Annotated in this window: 21 protein-coding genes; 17 read left to right on the top strand and 4 right to left on the bottom strand. The window is 56.6% G+C overall.

Going from position 1 to position 22008, the window contains the following annotated elements; genetic code table 11:
* The first annotated feature begins 56 nt into the window (after positions 1–56).
* The 6 genes from malZ to JY391_RS16665 all read left to right on the top strand — a co-directional run bounded on the left by malZ (position 57) and on the right by JY391_RS16665 (position 9386).
* Positions 57–1874 (top strand): maltodextrin glucosidase, encoded by a 1818-nt coding sequence (gene malZ / locus JY391_RS16690; RefSeq protein ID WP_211934674.1) that lies wholly within the window; start codon positions 57–59, stop codon positions 1872–1874.
* Between the two features lie 190 nt (positions 1875–2064).
* Complete coding sequence (locus tag JY391_RS16685; RefSeq protein WP_042285998.1) at positions 2065–2706, top strand: hydrolase; 642 nt, start codon at positions 2065–2067, stop codon at positions 2704–2706.
* Between the two features lie 48 nt (positions 2707–2754).
* Positions 2755–3300, top strand: coding sequence for an antibiotic biosynthesis monooxygenase (locus tag JY391_RS16680; RefSeq protein WP_205612870.1), 546 nt, complete (start codon positions 2755–2757; stop codon positions 3298–3300).
* A 21-nt stretch (positions 3301–3321) separates the two neighbouring features.
* Positions 3322–5190, top strand: coding sequence for an amidohydrolase (locus tag JY391_RS16675; RefSeq protein WP_211934673.1), 1869 nt, complete (start codon positions 3322–3324; stop codon positions 5188–5190).
* Between the two features lie 159 nt (positions 5191–5349).
* Positions 5350–7995, top strand: coding sequence for a DUF2339 domain-containing protein (locus JY391_RS16670; protein ID WP_211934672.1), 2646 nt, complete (start codon positions 5350–5352; stop codon positions 7993–7995).
* Entirely contained in the window at positions 7992–9386 is a 1395-nt protein-coding gene (locus tag JY391_RS16665; protein ID WP_211934671.1) for a DUF3999 family protein, read from the top strand. Before JY391_RS16670 ends, JY391_RS16665 begins: the two co-directional genes overlap by 4 nt.
* A gap of 50 nt (positions 9387–9436) precedes the next feature.
* On the opposite strand, the gene JY391_RS16660 is transcribed toward JY391_RS16665, so the two are convergent.
* Entirely contained in the window at positions 9437–10039 is a 603-nt protein-coding gene (locus JY391_RS16660) for a peroxiredoxin (RefSeq protein ID WP_042285985.1), read from the bottom strand.
* A gap of 126 nt (positions 10040–10165) precedes the next feature.
* Complete coding sequence (gene acpH, locus JY391_RS16655; protein ID WP_042285982.1) at positions 10166–10747, bottom strand: ACP phosphodiesterase; 582 nt, start codon at positions 10745–10747, stop codon at positions 10166–10168.
* A 92-nt stretch (positions 10748–10839) separates the two neighbouring features.
* Between acpH and queA the strand changes: the two genes are divergently transcribed.
* The 7 genes from queA to JY391_RS16620 all read left to right on the top strand — a co-directional run bounded on the left by queA (position 10840) and on the right by JY391_RS16620 (position 17572).
* Positions 10840–11910 carry a tRNA preQ1(34) S-adenosylmethionine ribosyltransferase-isomerase QueA gene (gene queA / locus JY391_RS16650; RefSeq protein ID WP_211934670.1) on the top strand — a complete coding sequence of 357 codons (1071 nt, stop codon included), beginning with the start codon at positions 10840–10842 and terminating at the stop codon, positions 11908–11910.
* Positions 11911–11962: 52 nt separating this feature from the next.
* The gene (gene tgt, locus JY391_RS16645; RefSeq protein ID WP_042285978.1) at positions 11963–13090 is read left to right on the top strand and encodes a tRNA guanosine(34) transglycosylase Tgt; all 1128 of its coding nucleotides are present in this window, start codon (positions 11963–11965) and stop codon (positions 13088–13090) included.
* 22 nt (positions 13091–13112) lie between these two features.
* Positions 13113–13445 carry a preprotein translocase subunit YajC gene (yajC, locus tag JY391_RS16640; RefSeq protein WP_012904809.1) on the top strand — a complete coding sequence of 111 codons (333 nt, stop codon included), beginning with the start codon at positions 13113–13115 and terminating at the stop codon, positions 13443–13445.
* A gap of 26 nt (positions 13446–13471) precedes the next feature.
* The gene (gene secD, locus JY391_RS16635) at positions 13472–15319 is read left to right on the top strand and encodes a protein translocase subunit SecD (protein WP_072197058.1); all 1848 of its coding nucleotides are present in this window, start codon (positions 13472–13474) and stop codon (positions 15317–15319) included.
* Between the two features lie 10 nt (positions 15320–15329).
* Entirely contained in the window at positions 15330–16301 is a 972-nt protein-coding gene (gene secF / locus JY391_RS16630; RefSeq protein ID WP_042285973.1) for a protein translocase subunit SecF, read from the top strand.
* Positions 16302–16453: 152 nt separating this feature from the next.
* On the top strand, positions 16454–16825 hold the full coding sequence (locus JY391_RS16625) for a VOC family protein (protein ID WP_042285972.1): 372 nt from the start codon (positions 16454–16456) through the stop codon (positions 16823–16825).
* A gap of 15 nt (positions 16826–16840) precedes the next feature.
* Entirely contained in the window at positions 16841–17572 is a 732-nt protein-coding gene (locus tag JY391_RS16620; protein WP_042285971.1) for a helix-turn-helix transcriptional regulator, read from the top strand.
* Positions 17573–17597: 25 nt separating this feature from the next.
* On the opposite strand, the gene JY391_RS16615 is transcribed toward JY391_RS16620, so the two are convergent.
* Together JY391_RS16615 and JY391_RS16610 are read right to left on the bottom strand one after the other, a co-directional pair.
* Positions 17598–18452: a nucleoside-specific channel-forming protein Tsx gene (locus JY391_RS16615; protein ID WP_042285970.1), complete on the bottom strand. Its 855-nt coding sequence runs from the start codon at positions 18450–18452 to the stop codon at positions 17598–17600.
* A 299-nt stretch (positions 18453–18751) separates the two neighbouring features.
* Positions 18752–19291 (bottom strand): SadB/YajI family lipoprotein, encoded by a 540-nt coding sequence (locus JY391_RS16610; RefSeq protein ID WP_211934669.1) that lies wholly within the window; start codon positions 19289–19291, stop codon positions 18752–18754.
* 152 nt (positions 19292–19443) lie between these two features.
* On the opposite strand from JY391_RS16610, the gene nrdR reads away from it, so the two are divergent.
* From nrdR to nusB, 4 genes are all read left to right on the top strand, one after another.
* A complete protein-coding gene (nrdR, locus tag JY391_RS16605; RefSeq protein WP_012904816.1) occupies positions 19444–19893 on the top strand; it encodes a transcriptional regulator NrdR in 450 nt (149 codons plus the stop codon).
* A gap of 3 nt (positions 19894–19896) precedes the next feature.
* Positions 19897–21000: a bifunctional diaminohydroxyphosphoribosylaminopyrimidine deaminase/5-amino-6-(5-phosphoribosylamino)uracil reductase RibD gene (ribD, locus tag JY391_RS16600; RefSeq protein ID WP_211934668.1), complete on the top strand. Its 1104-nt coding sequence runs from the start codon at positions 19897–19899 to the stop codon at positions 20998–21000.
* A gap of 89 nt (positions 21001–21089) precedes the next feature.
* Positions 21090–21560 (top strand): 6,7-dimethyl-8-ribityllumazine synthase, encoded by a 471-nt coding sequence (gene ribH, locus JY391_RS16595; protein WP_042285964.1) that lies wholly within the window; start codon positions 21090–21092, stop codon positions 21558–21560.
* Positions 21561–21579: 19 nt separating this feature from the next.
* A complete protein-coding gene (gene nusB, locus JY391_RS16590; RefSeq protein ID WP_042285962.1) occupies positions 21580–21999 on the top strand; it encodes a transcription antitermination factor NusB in 420 nt (139 codons plus the stop codon).
* Positions 22000–22008 lie beyond the last annotated feature (9 nt).

Here is a 22008-nt window from a genome sequence, read left to right as displayed (position 1 = left end):
TTATCCTGTAAATTGCTGTGGCAAGGTGAGCGCATTTTCATCAAAGGGGATACGTGATGTTGAACGCCTGGCACCTTCCGGTTGCCCCATTTGTTAAGCAAAACAAAGCGCAACTGAGCATTACGCTTTGGCTGGCGGGGGAAAACCTGCCTCAACGCGTGACGCTGCGCGCGGAAAATGACAACGAAGAAACGTCGCTGGCAATGCACAAACTGCGCAGCCAGCCACATCCCGGCGTCACCGCATGGCGCGCGGTCATCGACCTGAGTCGCGGCCAGCCGCGTCGCCGCTACAGCTTTAAGCTGCTCTGGCACGATCGCCAGCGCTGGTTTACGCCACAGGGATTCAGCCGCTTCCCGCCGGCCCGCCTTGAGCAGTTTGCCGTTGACGTGCCGGATAACGGCCCGCAGTGGGTGGCCGATCAAATTTTTTATCAGATCTTCCCCGATCGTTTTGCGCGTAGCCAGCCGCGCGAGGCGCAGCAGGATAACGTCTATTTCCATCATGCGGCGGGTCAGGACATTGTTTTGCGCGACTGGGACGATCCCCTGACCGCGCAGGCCGGGGGATCGACCTTTTATGGCGGCGATCTGGATGGGATCAGCGAGAAGCTGCCGTATCTGAAAAAGCTCGGCGTGACCGCGCTGTATCTGAATCCGGTCTTCACCGCGCCAAGCGTGCATAAATATGACACGGAAGATTATCGTCACGTGGATCCGCAGTTTGGCGGCGATCCGGCGCTGATGCGTTTGCGGCAGAAGACGCAGCAGCAGGGGATACGGCTGGTGCTGGACGGCGTGTTTAACCACAGCGGTGATTCCCATGCATGGTTTGACCGGCATAACCGGGGGACGGGCGGCGCGTGCCATAATCCGGCGTCTCCCTGGCGCGACTGGTACAGCTTTTCAGAGGATGGCGTCGCGCTGGACTGGCTGGGCTACCCCAGTTTGCCAAAACTGGACTACCGATCGGAAAGTCTGGTTAATGAAATTTACCGCGGTGAAGACAGCATTGTGCGCCACTGGCTGAAAGCGCCCTGGAATATGGACGGCTGGCGGCTCGATGTGGTGCATATGCTTGGCGAAGACGGCGGAGCGCGGCATAACCTCCGGCACGTCGCGGGCATTACGCAGGCGGCGAAAGAGACGCAGCCGGAAGCCTATATTGTCGGCGAGCACTTTGGCGACGCGCGGCAGTGGCTGCAGGCGGACGTCGAAGACGCGGCGATGAACTACCGCGGTTTTACTTTCCCGCTGTGGGGGTTTCTCGCGAACACGGATATTTCTTACGATCCGCAACAGATTGACGCGCAGACCTGTATGGCGTGGATGGAGAATTACCGCGCGGGGCTCTCGCACCAGCAGCAGTTGCGGATGTTCAACCAGCTCGACAGCCACGATACGGCGCGGTTTAAATCGCTGCTTGGAAAAGACGTCGCGCGTCTGCCGCTGGCGGTTGTCTGGCTGTTTAGCTGGCCGGGCGTCCCCTGCATTTACTACGGCGATGAGGTGGGACTGGATGGCAACAACGACCCGTTCTGCCGCAAACCCTTCCCCTGGCAGGCGGAGAAGCAGGATGCCGCGCTGCTGGCGCTGTACCAGCGTCTGGCGAAGCTGCGTCAGCGCAGCCAGGCGCTGCGCTATGGCGGCTGTCAGGTGATATATGCGCAAGACAATGTGGTGGTGTTTTTACGCGTTTATAACCAACAGCGCGTGCTGGTCGCGATCAACCGCGGCGAAGCCTGCGAGGTGGTTTTACCGGCGTCGCCGCTGCTAAATGTTAACGCCTGGCAGATCAAAGAAGGTAAAGCCGATATGCAGGACTGCGTACTGTCATTACCGGCGATATCCGCTGCCATTTGGTTAGGTCATTAATCCTTATTAAAGGCAGGTATTAAAACCTGCCTTTTTATCTTGTTCGGTTAAATTAAACAGAGCGGACAAATTTCTTTAATATCCTCACAATCAATTCTCGCTATACTCAATTTGCTTTATCAATCCGGGCCCGAGCGTATATAGCACACACAGAAGTTTACCTATAACTTATTGATTGTAAGGTGTATTTATGTCTATCCGTGAATTGATTGATCCGTCTAATTCCGCCCTGATTTTTATTGATCATCAGCCGCAGATGTCATTCGGTGTAGCTAATATAGACAGACAGCTTTTAAAGAATAATACGGTTGCGTTGGCGAAAGCAGGCAAAATATTTAATGTGCCGGTTATCTATACTTCAGTTGAAACGAAAAGTTTCAGCGGCTATATCTGGCCGGAATTGCTCGCTGTTCATCCGGATGTTAAACCCATCGAACGCACGTCCATGAATTCCTGGGAAGATGCGGCGTTTGTCAAAGCCGTTGAGGCTACCGGGCGTAAAAAACTGATTATTTCTGCGCTGTGGACTGAAGTGTGCCTGACCTTCCCGGCGCTGATGGCGCTGGAAGCCGGTTACGAAGTTTATGTGGTTACCGACACTTCCGGCGGGACGTCGGTTGATGCGCACGAACGCGCTATCGATCGTATGGTGCAGGCTGGGGCGGTGCCGGTGACATGGCAGCAGGTTCTGCTTGAGTACCAGCGCGACTGGTCGCGCAAAGAGACCTATGACGCGGTTATGGATCTGGTGCGTGAACACAGCGGCGCCTACGGTATGGGGGTGGATTACGCTTACACCCTGGTACATGGCGCGCCTGAACGTAAAGCCTGATTCCCATGGCGGGGCAACCCGCCATTGACCTTCGGTAAGGAATTTGTCATGGCGCAGAATAAATCTGTGACGTTGGTGATTACCCACACTCTTCGGCCTGAACAGGCGGCGCGGTATGAATTATGGCTTGGAAAAATTATGCCGGTCGCGGCGGAGTTCCCCGGTCATTTGGGGGCAAACGTCATTCGCCCCACCGATGGACAAAATCACTGGAATATCATCATCCGCTTCGACACGCTCGAGCATCTCTACAACTGGACGCAGTCGGACACCCGGCGGATTCTGGTCGACGAAATCGCTCCGCTGCTGGCGGATGGCGATAAAACGGAAATTCATACGGAAGCCGCGTTCTGGTTCACCCCACCCGCGCCGCATGTCCGGCAGCCACGCCGCTGGAAGCAATTTCTTATCACCCTTCTGGTCATTTTTCCCAGCACCAATCTGGTGCCCTGGCTGACCGGGATGATCCTGCCCACCCTGAAGGGATCGTTAGCGTTGCATCTGATCAACGATGCGTGCGTGGTTGCGCTGGTTGTCTGGTTCTGGATGCCCATCGTCACCCGTCTGTTTGCCGGCTGGCTGAAAAAAGCCTGACCGACTCATCAGGAGAATATTATGTCTCACACTGCCTCATTAATTTTGACTCACGGAAAAATACACACCCTCGATAGCCAATGCCCGCAGGCGGAAGCGGTTGCCATTAAAGACGGTAAAATCCTCGCCACGGGAAGCCACGACCAGATGATGGGTCTGGCCGCTGACGGTACGCAGGTTGTCGACCTGAAAGGCCATACCGTAATCCCCGGTCTTAACGACTCGCACCTGCACCTGATTCGCGGAGGGCTGAACTACAATCTTGAGCTACGCTGGGAAGGCGTGCCGTCACTGGCGGACGCGCTGCGTATGCTGAAGGAGCAGGCAGACCGAACGCCGTCGCCGCAGTGGGTTCGCGTGGTGGGCGGCTGGAGTGAATTCCAGTTTGCCGAACGCCGAATGCCGACGCTGGAGGAGCTTAACGAGGCTGCGCCGGATACGCCGGTGTTTGTGCTTCATTTGTACGACCGCGCGCTGCTCAACCGTGCGGCGCTGAACGCGGTCGGTTACACCAAAGCAACGCCAGACCCGGTAGGCGGCGAAATTGTTCGCGACGGTAACGGTAATCCAACCGGAATGCTGATCGCCAAACCAAACGCCATGATCCTCTATTCGACGCTGGCGAAGGGACCGAAGCTGCCGCTGGACATGCAGGTCAACTCGACCCGCCAGTTTATGCGCGAGCTGAATCGTCTTGGGCTGACCAGCGCCATCGACGCGGGCGGCGGCTTCCAGAATTACCCGGAAGATTATCAGATTATTGAGCAGTTACATGCAAACGATCAGATGACCGTGCGCATTGCCTACAACCTGTTTACTCAGCGTCCGCAGCAGGAGCTTGAAGATTTTGAGCGCTGGACCGATATGCTCAAACCGGGGCAGGGGACTGACTTTTATCGCGCGAACGGGGCGGGGGAAATGCTGGTCTTTTCGGCGGCGGATTTTGAGGATTTCCTTCAGCCGCGCCCGGACCTGCCGGAAGGCATGGAGGATGAACTGGAGCGCGTGGTGCGCCATCTGGTCGAACACCGCTGGCCGTTCCGCCTGCACGCCACTTACGACGAATCGATAGGCCGGATGCTGGATGTGTTTGAGAAGGTGAATCGCGATATCCCGTTTAACGGCCTGCACTGGTTCTTCGACCATGCCGAGACCATCAGCGAACGCAACATCGACCGTGTGAAGGCGCTCGGCGGCGGGATAGCGGTACAGCACCGCATGGCGTTTCAGGGCGAATATTTTATTGACCGCTACGGCAAAGAGGCGGTGAAGCATACGCCGCCGGTCGCGAAAATGTTGACGGCCGACGTTCCGGTCGGGCTGGGGACGGATGCGACCCGCGTTGCCAGTTATAACCCGTGGACAGCGCTTTACTGGCTGGTGTCCGGGCGTACGGTGGGCGGGACGGCGATGTATGACGAGAACAACCGTTTGCCGCGCGACGTGGCGCTTGAGCTGTGGACGGCGGGTAGCGCGTGGTTCTCCAGCGAACAGGGCAAAAAAGGCCGCATTGTGAAAGATCAACTGGCGGATTTGGTGGTGCTGTCGAAAGACTACTTCAGCGTTGCGGAGGAGGAGATCAAAGGCATTGAGTCAGTGATGACGGTTGTGGATGGTAAAGTGGTCTATGCCGCCGGGCCTTTCACGCCGCTGGCGCCGCCTGCTATCCCGGTAGTGCCGGACTGGTCGCCGGTGGTGAATGTGCCAGGGCATTACCGCGCCGCGCCGCCAGCGTCGGCGAAGGTGGGGGCGGTAGTGCAAATGCATCAGTGCTGCGGCAGTTGCGGCGTTCATGGTCATCAGCACGACATTGCCCGAAAATCCGGAATTGCGGTTTCTGATGATCGCGCATTCTGGGGAGCGCTGGGCTGTTCCTGCTTCGCTTTTTAACCTGACGGGCGGGGGCGCTGGCGCCTGCCCGATACGGTAAAGTCCCGTTGTTGCCGGATGAGATGCTGACGCGCCATCCGGCATTTTCATCTTCAGAGATAGCGCAAATGCAACAATTTGTGTCAATCTTAGACGATCCCGTACAGTGAAGGTGACAACATGGACGACCTTTTAATCCTTGGCTGCATCATCGTGTTTTTCGCGCTGGTGGTGGTGCCGATCCTGGCGATTGTCGCGTTTAACCGAAGCGCGACCACCCGCGATGAGCTTGCCAGACTGCGCCGCCGGGTGGAAGAACTCGAGCAGCGCGCTGTCGCAGCGCCGACGGTTGCGCAGACAACGCCGACGCCAGCGCAGCCGGTTGAAACGGTCATCCCGACCGAATCTGTGCCCGACGTTGCGTCTGAACCGGCGAGCCCGTGGCGAGCGCAGCGTCCTCAGCGCGCGGCAAACCACGATGGTGTCCCGCCGCGCGACCCGGCCCCTGCAGTGGCAAAGCCGCCTTCCGCCTTTGGCGGCATGATAACCTCGCTGGCGCGCTGGTTTATGCAGGGCAACCCGCTGGCGAAACTCGGTATTCTGCTGCTGTTTCTTGGACTGTCTTTTCTGCTGCGCTATACGGTTGAGCACGCCCTGTTCCCGCTTGAACTGCGCCTGGTGGCGGCTGCGCTGTTTGCCATTGTCCTGCTCGCCGTCGGCTGGCGGCTGCGGCATAGACAGCCCGTCTATGCGTTGATTTTGCAGGGGGGCGCAACGGGCGCACTCTATCTCACGGTCTTTGGCGCCTTTCGTCTCTGGCAGATGCTGCCGATGACGCTGGCCTTTGCGCTGCTGGTGGTGATCTGTGCGGCGAGCGTCGGGCTGGCGATATTGCAAAAGGCGCTCAGCCTGGCGATGCTGGCGAGTCTCGGCGGCTATCTCGCTCCGCTGCTGCTGTCTACCGGCAGCGGCAACTATGTCGCGCTGTTCTCCTTCTATTTACTGCTTTCGGTTGGCATTCTCGCGATCAGCATCTGGCAGCACTGGCGCGAACTTAACCTGCTCGGCCTGCTCTTTACCTTTGGCGTCGGCGGACTGTGGGGGCTGAGCGACTATCAGCCAGCGTATTACCTTCCCTGCCAACTTTTCCTGGCGGCGAATATCCTGATTTTTGGCGTGCTGAGCGTGGCGCTGTCGCTGCGGGCGCAGGAGAAAGGCCGACAGATTGTCGACGGCGTGCTGCTGTTTGCGCCGCCGTTAATAGGTTTTGGGATGCAGTACGCGATGACCCGTCACTGGGAGTACGGTCCGGCGCTCAGCGCGCTGGGCTATGGCGGAGTCTACTTATGTCTCGCCTGGCTGGCGCTGCGTCGCTATCCGTCGCTGGGACGTCCTCTGGTGCTGGCGGCGCTGGCGTTGGGCGGCGCATTTGCGACGCTGGCTATCCCGTTGGCGCTGTCGGCGCGCTGGACGGCGATGGCCTGGGCGCTGGAAGGCCTGGGTATTTTATGGCTGGGTGTTCAACAGCAGCAACGTCGTATGAGCTACAGCGGCACAGCGCTGCTGGTGCTGGCGCTCGGCAGCGCGTTGTGGGCGTTGACGGATGCAAGCGATGCGCTGAGCCTGATGCTGATTTTCGCGGTGCTCAGCCTGTGCTGGCTGGCAGCAGCGTGGTTATGGCGGCAGATCGCGATACGGGGAAGCTGGGGACTGCTGGCGGGCGGGGTGCTGTTCTGGCTTATCGCGCTGGCCGGCGCTTCGCAATTGATCTTCAACAAAGATGCCTGGGTGGTGTCCGGCGTGCTGGCGCTGATGGCGGTGTCGGTCTGGGGCTGGCGGAGCGTCGGAAAACGCCTGGCGTGGCACGCGCTGGAGGCCAGTAAGTGGCTGTTGTGGCCGGTGATGTTGCTGGCGCTTTTGCTGCAAATTTCCCGCCAGTCACTGTTTGCCGCGGGCTGGCAGAATCTGGCATGGTGTCTGGCGCTGCCTGCCGCGCTGATGTTGCTGCGCCGCGACGAGCGCGCGTTACCGCCGCGAATCTCCCAGGGGCTGCATCTTTCACTCCTGTGGATGTTTTTACTGGCGCTGGCCGCCGAATTGTTCTGGTTTGCCCGCGATTTGCCGTGGGGCATGGCGGCCTGGGGAAGCGGCGTGATGATGGCGACAGGCGGGCTGCTGATTATTTTCATCGGCGCGGCGGTGCGCCGTCAGTTCTGGCCGTTTAAGGTCTGGCCGGCGCTATATGCTGTGCAGGCGATGGTGCCGGTAGCGGTTGCGCTGGCAGGCTTGCTGGCGCTGGCAAACTTACAGGATGGCGTAGTGTACCGCCAGGCATACCTGCCGCTAGTTAACCCGCTGGAGGAAGGCGCCGCCTTCGCGTTGCTGGGGCTGGTCGCGTTGTACCGCGCCGCGCGGCGCTATGTTCCTGCGACACTCTCTTTATGCCAGCCCTGGCCCGTGGTCGCGCTGATGGCGCTTGCATTCTGGTGGCTGAACGGTGTCCTGCTACGTGCGCTCGCCTGGTACGGCGAAGTGGCCTGGGAGCTTGAATCACTATGGCATTCGCGGCTTATTCAGACCTGTTTCGCCCTGTTCTGGATGCTCAGCGCGTTGGTGATGATGCTGCATGCGACCCGTCAGGCCTCGCGGCGGGAATGGCTCTGCGGCGCGGTGCTGCTGGGGCTGGTGATTGTTAAACTGATGCTGGTGGACAGCGCTGGCGGGGGCGGTCTGGCGCGCGCGGTAGCCTTTATCGGCGTGGCGATTCTGGTGCTGATCGTTGGCTATTTCTCACCGTTACCGCCCAAAGCAGGAGAAGAAAAATGAAATGGATTAACGCCGTGGTCTGTACCACGCTGCTAACGCTGGCTGGCCCGGTATTGGGTAACGAGACGCCAGTGGCATCGCCGCAGGACTACGCTTTTGGCGTGACGCTTGGCACATCCACCCCTTCGCAGTGGTACCGAATCGCGCTGCCTCAGGACGTCTATCAGCAAAGCGCCTCACCGGAACTGCAGGATGTGCGCGTATTTAACCAAAGGGGAGAAGCGGTGCCGTTTAGCCTGGTAAAGGCGGCGCGCCAGCAGGCGGCGTCTGAGCCGACGGCGCTGCGGCTGTTCCCGCTGGACTCTTCGCCGGTAACGTCACGCCAGACAACGGAAGACGACACCGATAAAATCCTGCTGCGTTCCAAAAGCGGCGTAGAGATCGTGCTGGAAGGGGAGACAGCGAAACCCGTCGGTCAGCATTATTTGCTGACGTTGCCGGAAAAGGCGAGCGAAGCGGTTTCGCTGTCCCAACTTCAGCTCGCCTGGGATACACCGCAGACGCCGTGGCAGGGGAAAGCATCGGTCTATTACAGCGTCAATCTCAAGCGTTGGCATTCGCTGCGCGAGGAGATGCCATTGATGGATATCGCCAGCGGCAACGATCGTCTGAAACTCGACAGGATTGACGTCGATATCACGTTATCCCCGCATGCCATTCGTTATCTGCTGCTTGTGCTGGAAGCGCCCCGCACCACCGTCGCGCTAACGGGGGTTAAGGCTGTCAGCGCCCCCGCGCACGTCGTGGCGGAGCAAATGGCGATGCAGGGCGAGGGACGGCGGTTGTCGGCAACGGAGGCGCAATGGCAGTGGACGCGTCCTCAGCCGCTCAGTTCGCTGGATATCACTCTGAACAGCGATGGCGTTCTTCCCGTCGAGATTGCCTGGCGCAGTACGGCGAAGAGTGACTGGCAGGTGCTGAAAAAAGAGGTGCTCTATCAACTGGAGGGGAGGGCATCGGCGCCCGTCCCGCTGCCCGGAACATTGGTGGAGGCGATAAAAATCACCACGCTTAACGCGCGCTTACCGGAAACGCTGCCGCAGGTGACAGGCTACCGCGATCGTTATGATCTGGTGTTCAACGCGCAAGGGAAAGCCCCCTATCTGCTGGCCTGGGGGAATGGCGCAGCGGAACCGGCAAGCGTTGGCGTGGATATGCTTATTCCCGCCGATTTGCGAACAACCTATGATGTGGCGACGCTACCCTCGGCCTCCGTCAACGAAGCGGTCAAACTGGGCGGGGAATCACGGTTAACTGCGACCTCAGCGACGGAACGTGAAAGCCAGGCAAAACGGTTGCTGGTCTGGGGCGTGCTGATTGTCGGCGTCGCGCTGTTGGCGCTGCTGGCCTTTCGTCTCTGGCGTGAAGTAAAAAAAGACGGCGCGGCGTAACGCAATAAAAAAGGCTCGCTATGCGAGCCTTTTTACGTGATTCGTGCCGGTTACAGGCTGGAAACGTTTTCGGTCAGGTATTTCGCCACGCCGTCCGGAGACGCGTTCATACCTTCTTTACCTTTTTCCCACTGTGCCGGGCAGACTTCGCCGTGCTCTTCGTGGAACTGCAGCGCGTCAACCATACGCAGCATTTCATCGATGTTACGGCCCAGCGGCAGGTCGTTAACCACCTGGTGGCGAACAATGCCGTTTGCGTCGATCAGGAAGGAACCACGCAGCGCAACGCCCGCTTCCGGGTGCTCGATGCCGTAGGCTTTTTGAATTTCACGCTTAACGTCAGCAACCATTGCGTATTTCACCGCACCGATGCCGCCTTTGTCGACAGGGGTGTTACGCCATGCGTTGTGGACGAATTCGGAGTCAAAGGAAACGCCAACCACTTCAACGCCGCGCTTCTGGAATTCTTCATAACGTTTGTCGAACGCGATCAGTTCGGACGGGCAAACGAAGGTGAAATCCATTGGCCAGAAGAACAGAACGGTCGCTTTACCGTTGGTGTGCTGTTTGAAATTGAAGTTTTCAACGATTTCACCGCTACCGAGTACCGCAGCTGCTGTAAAATCCGGAGCCGGACGAGTCACCAGTACCATATTATTCTCCTGCAAAGTTAAGGGTTTTTGGAACGCAACGCGGGCCAGTATAGAGAGTGTTCGCGCATAAGACAAAGAGGTGGCGACAATCGTTCAGCAAGCTTTTGCCTATCATTGATCATGCTGTCAGAGCTGCTTATTTCTCGCCTGCGCCATCATGCGCGGGTAGAACTGCCAGAAACGTGTTTCCAGTGCGTCATAATGTTCGTCCAGGTCGTACCAGGAGTCGCGCAGCGCATCCAGACGCGGGCGGCGGCTGGCCATGCCGTTGAGTACGTTCTGAATGAAATTCATCTCGCGATAACGCTCCAGCCAGCGTTCCGACCACAGGTAATTATTGAGATTAACGAAACGCGGCGGCGAGTCTGGCAGAATGATCGACACCTGCTGATGGGCATAGCGCACAAACTCCGGCAACGGCATCTCCGGCGAAAGCCGTTCCCAGTGGCGTGACAAAAAATGATCCCACATCACGTCAAGGGTAATCGGCGCAACACGGCGCGTTTCGGGACGGAACCAGGCTTTGGCTTCCGTTACTTCCGGCAGGTTATCGGTAAGCACGTCGATACGGCGGTGCATAAAAATCCCGTCGACAACCTCTGACGAGTAGATATCGGCAGGGTTGCCGCGCACGAAATCGGCCAGCAAATTGCCGGAAAGGGAGCTGTCCGCGAGGTGCGCGAGATGCAGGTGAGCGAGAAAATTCATGCGTTTTATTTGTCCGGTGGCGGCTAGTTGTTGCAGCAAAAGGGTGTGAGCACTAGACTATGCCGCCTGTTTTTAAGTCACGAGTATACGTCATGCGCGTCGCCGATTTCTCCTTTGAACTACCTGAATCCCTGATTGCTCACTATCCCATGCCTGAGCGCAGCAGCTGTCGCTTGCTGTCACTGGACGGGCCAACGGGCGCGCTGACGCACGGTACTTTCACCGATCTGCTCGACAAGCTCAACCCTGGCGATCTGCTGGTCTTTAACAATACCCGCGTGATCCCGGCGCGCCTGTTTGGCCGTAAAGCCAGCGGCGGCAAGATTGAAGTGCTGGTCGAACGTATGCTTGATGATAAACGTATTCTGGCACATATTCGCGCATCCAAAGCGCCGAAGCCGGGCGCAGAACTGCTGCTGGGCGATGACGAGAGCATTAAAGCAACCATGACCGCGCGCCACGATGCGCTGTTTGAAGTGGCGTTCCATGACGAACGCTCGGTGCTTGATATCCTCAACGCCATTGGTCATATGCCGCTGCCGCCGTATATTGAGCGCCCGGACGAAGAGGCCGACCGCGAGCTGTACCAGACGGTTTACAGCGAAAAACCTGGCGCGGTCGCGGCGCCAACCGCCGGTTTGCACTTTGACGAACCGCTGCTGGAAAAACTGCGCGCCAAAGGTATTCAGATGGCGTTTGTCACGCTGCATGTCGGCGCGGGGACGTTCCAGCCGGTACGCGTGGACACTATCGAAGATCACATCATGCACTCTGAGTATGCCGAAGTGCCGCAAGAGGTAGTTGATGCGGTGCTGGCGGCGAAAGCGCGCGGCAACCGTGTGGTGGCGGTCGGCACCACCTCGGTGCGTTCTCTTGAAAGCGCGGCGCAGGCGGCGAAAAACGACATCATCGAACCGTTTTTTGGCGATACGCAGATCTTCATCTATCCCGGCTATCAGTACAAAGTCATTGATGCGCTGGTGACCAATTTCCATCTGCCGGAATCTACGCTTATCATGCTGGTCTCCGCGTTTGCCGGTTATCAGCATACAATGAACGCCTACAAGGCTGCGGTAGAACAAAAATATCGCTTTTTTAGCTACGGGGACGCGATGTTTATCACGTACAATCCGCAGGCTTTGAATGAGCGTGTCGGGGACTAAGGCCGCGGCACTGTAATCACCATCAGACTGTCTCTCTGATGCAGGAGAAATAATGAAGTTCGAACTTGATACCACCGACGGTCGTGCGCGTCGCGGTCGCCTGGTGTTTGATCGTGGCGTAGTGGAAACGCCTGCTTTTATGCCTGTGGGCACCTACGGCACCGTAAAAGGGATGACGCCGGAAGAGGTGGAAGCCACCGGCGCGCAAATTATCCTCGGTAATACTTTCCATCTCTGGCTGCGTCCGGGCCAGGAGATCATGAAACTCCACGGCGATCTGCATGACTTCATGCAGTGGAAAGGCCCGATCCTTACCGACTCCGGGGGATTCCAGGTGTTCAGCCTGGGCGACATTCGGAAGATCACCGAGCAGGGTGTCCATTTCCGTAACCCGATCAACGGCGATCCGATTTTCCTCGATCCGGAAAAATCGATGGAGATTCAGTACGATCTCGGTTCCGATATTGTGATGATCTTTGACGAATGCACGCCGTATCCAGCGGACTGGGACTATGCTAAACGTTCGATGGAGATGTCATTGCGTTGGGCGAAGCGTAGCCGCGACCGTTTCGATAGCCTCGGCAACAAAAATGCGCTTTTTGGCATCATTCAGGGCAGTGTTTACGAAGATTTACGCGATATCTCCGTGAAAGGTCTGGTAGAGATTGGCTTTGATGGCTACGCTGTCGGCGGCTTGGCTGTGGGTGAACCGAAAGAGGACATGCACCGCATTCTGGAGCACGTCTGCCCACAAATTCCGGCAGATAAACCGCGTTACCTGATGGGTGTCGGTAAACCGGAAGATCTGGTTGAAGGCGTACGTCGCGGTATTGACATGTTTGACTGCGTGATGCCAACCCGCAACGCCCGTAACGGTCACCTGTTCGTGACCGACGGCGTGGTGAAAATTCGTAACGCGAAGCATAAAAGCGACACCAGCCCACTCGACGCTGAGTGTGATTGCTATACCTGTCGCAATTATTCACGCGCCTACTTGCATCATCTCGATCGTTGCAACGAAATATTGGGCGCGCGACTCAATACCATTCATAACCTGCGTTACTACCAGCGTTTGATGGCGGGTTTACGCAAGGCTATTGAAGAAGGTAAATTAGAGAGCTTCGTGACCGATTTTTACCAACGTCAGGGTCGACCTGTTCCACCTTTAAACGTTGATTAATTTTAATAATGAGGGAATTTGAATGAGCTTTTTTATTTCTGATGCGGTAGCGGCAACAGGTGCTCCGGCGCAGGGCAGCCCGATGTCTCTGATTCTGATGCTGGTTGTGTTTGGCCTGATCTTCTATTTCATGATCCTGCGCCCACAACAGAAGCGCACCAAAGAGCACAAAAAGCTGATGGATTCTATCGCGAAAGGTGATGAAGTCCTGACGAATGGCGGCCTGGTGGGTCGTGTGACCAAAGTAGCAGAAACTGGCTACATCGCTATCGCGCTGAATGACACCACGGAAGTGGTTATCAAACGTGACTTCGTAGCTGCCGTTCTGCCGAAAGGCACCATGAAGGCGCTGTAATAGTAACTTTCCCGAAGGGAACTGCCGTGTTAAACCGTTATCCTTTGTGGAAGTATGTCATGCTGATCGTCGTCATTGTCGTCGGTCTGCTGTATGCGCTTCCCAACCTGTATGGTGAGGATCCGGCCGTTCAAATCACTGGCGCGCGCGGTGTCGCCGCCAGTGAGCAAACGCTGATCCAGGTCCAGAATACGTTACAAAAAGAAAAAATTACCGCGAAGTCTGTGGCACTGGAAGAGGGCGCTATTCTTGCGCGCTTCGACACCACCGACACTCAACTGCGCGCACGTGAAGCGCTGGTGGGCGTGCTGGGTGATAAATACGTCGTGGCGCTTAACCTTGCTCCGGCTACCCCGCGCTGGCTGGCTGCCATCAAAGCAGAACCGATGAAACTCGGTCTTGACCTGCGTGGCGGCGTTCACTTCCTGATGGAAGTGGATATGGACACCGCGCTGGGTAAATTGCAGGAACAAAATATCGATAGCCTGCGCAGCGATCTGCGTGAAAAAGGCATCCCGTATACTACCGTTCGTAAAGAAGACAACTACGGTCTGAGCATCAATTTCCGTGATGCCAGCGCGCGTGACGACGCGATTGCGTATCTCAGCAAACGCCACCCGGATCTGGTGATCTCCAGCCAGGGAAGCAATGCGCTGCGTGCGGTAATGACCGATGCGCGCTTAAGCGAAGCGCGTGAATACGCGGTTCAGCAGAACATCAATATTCTGCGTAACCGTGTGAATCAGCTGGGCGTCGCCGAGCCGGTGGTGCAACGCCAGGGCGCTGACCGCATTGTGGTTGAACTGCCTGGCATTCAGGACACGGCGCGCGCGAAAGAGATCCTTGGCGCGACCGCGACGCTGGAATTCCGTCTGGTTAACACCAACGTAGACCAGGCTGCGGCAGCGTCCGGACGCGTACCGGGCGACTCCGAAGTGAAGCAGATGCGTGAAGGCCAGCCAGTTGTGCTGTACAAACGCGTCATCCTGACCGGTGACCATATCACCGACTCTACGTCCAGCCAGGACGAGTATAACCAGCCGCAGGTGAACATTTCGCTCGATAGCGCAGGCGGCAACATCATGTCTAACTTCACCAAGGACAATATCGGCAAGCCGATGGCGACCCTGTTTGTGGAGTATAAGGACAGCGGTAAGAAAGACGCCAACGGTCGTGCCGTGCTGGTGAAACAGGAAGAGGTGATTAACATCGCCAACATCCAGTCTCGTCTCGGTAACAGCTTCCGTATTACCGGCATCAACAACCCGAACGAAGCGCGTCAGCTCTCTCTGCTGCTGCGTGCCGGCGCGCTGATTGCGCCAATTCAGATTGTTGAAGAGCGGACCATCGGTCCAACCCTGGGTATGCAGAACATTAAGCAGGGTCTGGAAGCGTGTCTGGCGGGTCTGGCGGTCTCCATCCTGTTCATGATCTTGTTCTATAAGAAGTTTGGTCTGATTGCGACCAGCGCGCTGATCGCAAACCTGGTGCTGATTGTCGGCGTGATGTCGCTGCTGCCGGGGGCCACGCTGAGTATGCCTGGGATTGCGGGGATCGTCTTAACCCTTGCCGTTGCCGTCGATGCGAACGTGCTTATCAACGAACGTATCAAAGAAGAGTTGAGCAACGGGCGTTCGGTGCAGCAGGCGATTAACGAAGGTTATGCGGGGGCGTTCAGCTCTATTTTCGATGCGAACATCACCACGCTGATCAAAGTTATCATTCTGTACGCGGTCGGCACCGGGGCGATTAAAGGGTTCGCGATTACGACCGGTATCGGTGTAGCGACGTCAATGTTTACCGCAATTGTCGGTACACGTGCCATCGTAAACCTGCTGTATGGCGGCAAGCGCGTCAAAAAGCTGTCAATCTGAGGAGTGCGAAGTGGCACAGGAATATACTGTTGAACAATTGAACCATGGCCGTAAAGTCTGGGACTTTATGCGCTGGGACTACTGGGCTTTCGGCATTTCAGGCGCTCTGCTGATTGCGGCCATTGTGATTATGGGCGTACGCGGCTTTAACTGGGGGCTCGATTTTACCGGTGGTACGGTTATCGAAATCACGCTGGAAAAACCTGCGGAGATGGATGTGATGCGCGATGCGCTGGAAAAAGCGGGCTTTGTTGATCCGCTTTTACAGAACTTCGGCAGCAGTCACGACATCATGGTTCGTATGCCGCCGACCGAAGGGGCGAACGGCGGCCAGGTGCTGGGCAGCAAAGTGTTGAGTGTGATTAACGAGTCCACCAACCAGAACGCGGCGGTGAAGCGAATTGAATTCGTCGGACCGAGCGTGGGGGCTGACCTTGCGCAAACCGGCGCGATGGCGCTGTTAGCCGCGCTGATTTCTATCCTCGTTTACGTCGGTTTCCGCTTCGAGTGGCGACTGGCGGCCGGGGTGGTGATCGCGCTGGCGCATGACGTGATCATCACGCTTGGGATCCTGTCGCTGTTCCATATTGAGATCGACCTGACAATCGTGGCGTCGCTGATGTCCGTTATCGGTTACTCGCTTAACGACAGCATTGTGGTATCTGACCGTATCCGTGAGAACTTCCGCAAGATTCGTCGCGGTACGCCGTACGAAATCTTTAACGTGTCGTTGACCCAGACGCTGCACCGTACGTTGATCACCTCCGGTACCACGTTGATGGTGATTCTGATGCTGTTCCTGTTCGGCGGCCCGGTGCTGGAAGGCTTCTCGCTGACCATGCTGATCGGTGTCTCTATCGGTACCGCGTCTTCCATCTACGTTGCGTCGGCGCTGGCGCTGAAGCTGGGTATGAAGCGCGAGCACATGCTGCAGCAGAAAGTCGAAAAAGAAGGGGCGGATCAGCCGTCAATTCTGCCGTAATCTGGTGTTCAGCTCCCTGATGAAATCCCGGTCGTAAGATCGGGATTTTTCTTTTTCCTTTCTGGCTTGTTCCGCAATCATTACTGACAGTATGCTGTCAGGAGCCCTGTTTTATTCTTCTTCTGAACTCAACCACACAGGCAGGAGGAAGGATGAAAAGTAAAAGCATCATTAACTGGTTTGAAATTCCCGTCACCGATATGGCGCGCGCTATCGCGTTTTATGAGCCGGTGCTGGGGCTGTCGCTGCGCCGCGAAAAAATGGACTGTGCCGATCTGGCGGTCTTTCCCTATGACGATCCGGCTACCGGCGGCGCGTTGGCGAAAATCGACGGCGTCTTGCCTTCGCCGCAGGGCGCAATCGTTTATCTGCACACCGACGATCTTGCGGCAACGCTGGATCGCGTCGCCAGCGCCGGTGGTGAATGCGTGTTCGGCCCGATCGATTTGGGCAACGAGATTGGCACCGTGGCGCTGTTTACCGACAGCGAAGGTAACCGTGTCGGATTACATCAACCCGCTTAACGTAAGAGAGTCACTATGACGCGTCGCGCCGACCGTTTGTTTCAGATTGTGCAGATCCTGCGCGGCAGGCGACTGACGACGGCGGCGCTACTTGCCGAGCGGCTGGAGGTGTCAGAACGGACGATCTACCGTGATATCCGCGACCTGTCGCTGTCCGGAGTACCGGTGGAAGGAGAGGCGGGCAGTGGGTATCGCCTGATGGCGGGATTTGATTTGCCGCCGCTGATGTTGACTCACCGGGAATCCGAAGCGCTGATTGCGGCTATTCGTCTGTTAACGACCTGGGGCGGAGATTCCCTGTCGCGCGAACTGGCGTCAGCACAAGAGAAAGTGCTGGCGATCCTGCCGGAAGAAAGCCGCCGCAAAGCCGAGCAGGCGCGGATATTCGCCCCGGACTTTGGGACACAGCCGCATTCACGCAGCGCATTCGACCTTATTCATCGCGCCATTTCCGGCCAACAGGTGCTGGCGCTGCATTATCGCGACGAGGCCGGACAGCTCTCCTGGCGGGAGGTACAGCCGCTGGGGATGTATTTCTGGGGCGAATACTGGCTTTTGGTCGCCTGGTGCGAACGGCGGGATGATTATCGCTGCTTTCGGCTCGACAGATGTTTGCAGATCACGATGACGGAGCGGCGCTTTTGCGAGAGTGCAGAGCGCTCGTTGGCGGATTTTTTGCGCAAGGTAAGCGATAAAAAGCCCGCTTGCGGAACAGCGGGCGACGCGCGGAGGCCGGGTCAGGCATAACTTGCCACCCGGCTATTTGCGCTACTTAGAAGTTGTAACCTACCACCAGGTACCAGCCGAAGCCGTTAGACTTGATCGGTTCCGCCTGCCATACCGGCTCATCGCCATCTTTCCACTGACCACCGTTATGGAAGTAACGGGCGACCACCGAGTAGTGCCAGTGATCGTAGTTCAGCGCCAGAATGTGGCTGGACGCGATAGAGTTGCTGGTGCGGTACTGATCGTCGCCCAGATCAGAGCCCCAGTCGAAGTTGGTGAAGCCAATGTAGCTCAGGTTACCGCCCCACAGATCGGTAATCGGCACAAAGTATTTCACTTTGAAACGGTAGCCATCCCATTCGTTTTCATTGGACGCACCGTAGTTCTGCCACTGATATTTCGCATAGACGTTCAGGGACAGGCTCATCGGCAACCCTGTGTCGATGTCGGTACCGAGACCCATATACCAGGTGCTCTGGCGGCCTTCGCTGTTACGACCCATATCGTAGATATAGTTATTCGCGAAATACCACTCTTTGAACGGACCAAAGCTCAGGTCGCTGTTGGTCAGCTTATCGATCGAGAAGCGTGGTTCGATTTCCATAAACAGCGGAGAACCGTGGTTCCAGATCCCGCGGGAGTTGCTGTCGCCGCCGAAGAAGCGAGGCGCATCAACGTAGCCATAGAAATCAAACCAGTCTTTTTTGGCGAAAGCTTCGTATTCCAGATAGGTGTCGTTGCGCAGTGTCGGTCCGAAGCGGGTATGGTAGGAACCCACAACGTTGACGCTCTGGTGCCACCAGTCGGAAAGATACTGCGGTTTGTCGTTGTCGGCGGCGTTCACGGTGAAAGACGTAGAAAGCGCGAGCACTGCACCGGCTGCAAGTAATGTTTTTTTCATATTTATGCCACTGATTGAAAATCCCTAACGGGAGTGAAAAAGGCGCGAATTAGGTTTCTAAATATTTCGTGTTTCTGCGGAGCCTATTATAAAAATCATTGCTCACAAAAATCTGTCATGTTTCACATTTCTATCATTCACGTAATCGATTGCGTTCACGTTTGCGTGTTTTAGCGCGGCGATTGTACTGACTTTGATGAATGTTGCAAAGGATTAGCAAAAATTTCGGTGATGTCAGTAGAGTCACAAAAAGGGCGGGTGAGATGTTGCGGAACGCACAAAACGTTCCGCAGAGGCGTTTAGCGCGTCACAGGCTGGATATCATGAATACGGATAAAGCCTAACTGCTCGGGTGTAACACCATTAAGTTGAAGCGGAATGTCCACATCGGCTGGCGCCAGGAGACTGGCAGGGGCGTTAATCAACATATTCTGCACATTGACTTCCTGATAATTGTCAGTTGTTCCCTGAATTTGCCCATATTCAACGGTGCCGCTGAAAGCCGGTAACGGATCGTTGGACTCACCCTGAATCCGTAGCGTCACGCGTGTGCCGTCAGCATTCGGCGCGATATTTTTTAGCGACATGCGCAGCGTGCCAATCTGGCTGTTCAGACGCGCCGGCGTATTTGAACCCGGCAACAGGTACACGCCGCGGGTAGATTTCACGTTCAGGCTGTTCTGCTGCGTAATTTTTACCGTTTCCTGATTAAGCTGATTCATCTCTTTATTTAACGTACTGATGCTTTGATGCATCTGACGAACCTCGCTTTGCTGGGCGCAGGCGGTAAGGCTAAACAGGCTTCCCGCCAGGAGAATTCTTAGGTAACGTTTTGTCATATCGCGGTTTTCCTGGAATATTGCACTGACCTAATGGTAGTGCGTAAACGGCGCAAAGACACCGATCCTTTGTCTCAAAAGCGTTGCGCCTTTGTTGTCACGTCAGTTCAGGGTAAAATAGATTTCTGTTAACCACCTGGTCAGGACGCCGTATGCATTGCCCATTTTGTTTCGCCGTAGACACGAAAGTAATTGACTCTCGTCTTGTGGGCGAGGGATCGTCAGTACGCCGCCGTCGGCAGTGTCTGGTTTGTAACGAACGCTTCACCACTTTCGAAGTCGCGGAACTTGTGATGCCACGGGTTGTGAAAAGCAACGACGTGCGCGAACCTTTTAATGAAGAAAAACTACGTAGCGGCATGTTACGTGCGCTGGAAAAGCGTCCGGTCAGTTCAGATGACGTCGAAATGGCGCTGAACCACATCAAGTCGCAGCTGCGCGCCACCGGTGAGCGTGAAGTGCCGAGTAAAATGATCGGCAATCTGGTGATGGAACAACTGAAAAAACTCGACAAAGTCGCCTATATCCGTTTTGCCTCCGTCTACCGTAGCTTCGAAGATATCAAAGAATTCGGCGAAGAGATCGCTCGCCTACAGGACTAAGCCATGCAGGATGAGATATACATGGCGCGCGCGCTGAAGCTTGCTGCGCGCGGGCGGTTCACCACTCACCCCAATCCCAACGTCGGTTGCGTGATTGTGAAAGAGGGCGAAATTGTCGGCGAAGGTTACCATCACCGCGCCGGGGAACCCCACGCCGAAGTCCATGCGCTGCGGATGGCCGGCGAAAAAGCCAAAGGCGCGACGGCTTACGTTACCCTTGAACCCTGTAGCCACCATGGCCGCACCCCGCCGTGCTGCGATGCGCTGATTGCTGCCGGAGTATCGCGCGTGGTCGCGGCGATGCAGGATCCGAATCCACAGGTGGCCGGACGTGGGCTGTACCGTCTGCAACAGGCAGGGATCGACGTCAGCCACGGTCTGATGATGCGCGAAGTGGAAGGGTTAAACAAAGGCTTTCTCAAGCGAATGCGCACCGGTTTTCCGTATGTTCAGCTTAAGCTCGGCGCCTCGCTGGACGGGCGTACGGCGATGGCGAGCGGTGAAAGCCAGTGGATCACCTCGCCGCAGGCGCGACGCGACGTTCAGCGCCTGCGTGCGCAAAGCCACGCCATCCTGACCAGTAGCGCAACGGTACTGGCGGACGATCCGCAACTGACCGTACGCTGGACTGAACTGGACGACGCGACGCAGGCGGTATACCCGCAGGACACGCTGCGCCAACCGGTGCGGATTGTGATCGACAGTCAGAATCGCGTGACGCCGGAACACCGCATTGTTCAGCAGCCGGGAGAAACTTGGTTTGCGCGTACCAAAGATGATTCCCGCCAGTGGCCGGAAACGGTGCGTACGCTTCTGGTGCCGGAACACAATGGCCATCTTGATCTGGTGGTGCTGATGATGTTGTTAGGCAAACAGCAGGTCAACAGCCTCTGGGTGGAGGCGGGGCCGACCCTTGCGGGCGCGCTGCTGCAGGCTGGCGTGGTGGACGAGCTAATCGTTTATGTTGCGCCTACACTGTTAGGCAATGACGCCCGCGGATTATGCGTCCTGCCAGGGCTTGAACAACTTAGCCAGGCGCCGAAGTTTACATTCAATGAGATACGTCGTGTAGGTCCGGACGTTTGCCTGCATTTGATTCCCGCGTAATGGCTGCCTGAATTTAGGAAGCAGCGCGACGATATTTATGATAAAATCCGCCCCCCTGCGGGGGCTTATACCGAACCCGAAGGAAGAATATGAACATTATTGAAGCTAACGTTGCTACTCCGGACGCTCGCGTCGCCATCACCATTGCGCGTTTCAACAACTTTATCAATGACAGCCTGCTGGACGGCGCGGTTGACGCACTGAAACGCATTGGCCAGGTTAAAGATGAAAATATTACCGTCGTTTGGGTTCCAGGCGCATACGAGCTGCCGCTGGCGGCTGGCGCATTGGCGAAAACCGGTAAATATGACGCGGTGATTGCGCTTGGCACCGTGATCCGTGGTGGCACCGCGCACTTTGAATATGTTGCTGGTGGGGCAAGCAATGGCCTGGCGCATGTCGCTCAGGACAGCGAAATTCCTGTCGCCTTTGGCGTACTGACCACCGAAAGCATTGAACAAGCGATTGAACGTGCTGGCACCAAAGCCGGTAACAAAGGCGCGGAAGCTGCACTGACCGCGCTTGAAATGATTAATGTATTGAAAGCCATCAAGGCCTGATTTTTGTAAGGGGAAATCCGTGAAACCTGCTGCTCGTCGCCGCGCTCGTGAGTGTGCCGTTCAGGCGCTCTACTCCTGGCAGTTGTCCCAGAACGACATCGCTGATGTTGAATACCAGTTCCTGGCAGAACAGGACGTAAAAGATGTTGACGTCATGTACTTCCGCGAACTGCTGTCCGGGGTGGCGACTAACAGCGCGTACCTGGACGGTTTGATGAAGCCTTACCTGTCCCGCCTGTTGGAAGAACTGGGTCAGGTGGAAAAAGCGGTCCTGCGCATTGCGCTGTTTGAGCTGTCTAAGCGTAGCGATGTGCCGTATAAAGTGGCCATCAACGAAGCGATCGAACTGGCGAAAACCTTCGGCGCAGAAGACAGCCACAAGTTCGTCAATGGCGTACTGGATAAAGCAGCGCCTGCGATTCGCCCCAACAAAAAGTAATCACCAGGC

The sequence above is a fragment of the Citrobacter sedlakii genome (assembly GCF_018128425.1).
In the GTDB taxonomy this organism is placed as follows: Bacteria; Pseudomonadota; Gammaproteobacteria; order Enterobacterales; family Enterobacteriaceae; genus Citrobacter_A; species Citrobacter_A sedlakii.
This window is presented reverse-complemented; position numbering and strand designations above follow the sequence as displayed.

Excerpts from the sequence above, each read along its gene's own strand:
- malZ (WP_211934674.1), top strand. The coding sequence starts at position 57 with ATGTTGAACGCCTGGCACCTTCCGGTTGCCCCATTTGTTAAGCAAAAC.
- JY391_RS16685 (WP_042285998.1), top strand. The coding sequence starts at position 2,065 with ATGTCTATCCGTGAATTGATTGATCCGTCTAATTCCGCCCTGATTTTT.
- JY391_RS16680 (WP_205612870.1), top strand. The coding sequence starts at position 2,755 with ATGGCGCAGAATAAATCTGTGACGTTGGTGATTACCCACACTCTTCGG.
- JY391_RS16675 (WP_211934673.1), top strand. The coding sequence starts at position 3,322 with ATGTCTCACACTGCCTCATTAATTTTGACTCACGGAAAAATACACACC.
- JY391_RS16670 (WP_211934672.1), top strand. The coding sequence starts at position 5,350 with ATGGACGACCTTTTAATCCTTGGCTGCATCATCGTGTTTTTCGCGCTG.
- JY391_RS16665 (WP_211934671.1), top strand. The coding sequence starts at position 7,992 with ATGAAATGGATTAACGCCGTGGTCTGTACCACGCTGCTAACGCTGGCT.
- JY391_RS16660 (WP_042285985.1), bottom strand. The coding sequence starts at position 10,039 with ATGGTACTGGTGACTCGTCCGGCTCCGGATTTTACAGCAGCTGCGGTA.
- acpH (WP_042285982.1), bottom strand. The coding sequence starts at position 10,747 with ATGAATTTTCTCGCTCACCTGCATCTCGCGCACCTCGCGGACAGCTCC.
- queA (WP_211934670.1), top strand. The coding sequence starts at position 10,840 with ATGCGCGTCGCCGATTTCTCCTTTGAACTACCTGAATCCCTGATTGCT.
- tgt (WP_042285978.1), top strand. The coding sequence starts at position 11,963 with ATGAAGTTCGAACTTGATACCACCGACGGTCGTGCGCGTCGCGGTCGC.
- yajC (WP_012904809.1), top strand. The coding sequence starts at position 13,113 with ATGAGCTTTTTTATTTCTGATGCGGTAGCGGCAACAGGTGCTCCGGCG.
- JY391_RS16625 (WP_042285972.1), top strand. The coding sequence starts at position 16,454 with ATGAAAAGTAAAAGCATCATTAACTGGTTTGAAATTCCCGTCACCGAT.
- JY391_RS16620 (WP_042285971.1), top strand. The coding sequence starts at position 16,841 with ATGACGCGTCGCGCCGACCGTTTGTTTCAGATTGTGCAGATCCTGCGC.
- JY391_RS16615 (WP_042285970.1), bottom strand. The coding sequence starts at position 18,452 with ATGAAAAAAACATTACTTGCAGCCGGTGCAGTGCTCGCGCTTTCTACG.
- JY391_RS16610 (WP_211934669.1), bottom strand. The coding sequence starts at position 19,291 with ATGACAAAACGTTACCTAAGAATTCTCCTGGCGGGAAGCCTGTTTAGC.
- nrdR (WP_012904816.1), top strand. The coding sequence starts at position 19,444 with ATGCATTGCCCATTTTGTTTCGCCGTAGACACGAAAGTAATTGACTCT.
- ribD (WP_211934668.1), top strand. The coding sequence starts at position 19,897 with ATGCAGGATGAGATATACATGGCGCGCGCGCTGAAGCTTGCTGCGCGC.
- ribH (WP_042285964.1), top strand. The coding sequence starts at position 21,090 with ATGAACATTATTGAAGCTAACGTTGCTACTCCGGACGCTCGCGTCGCC.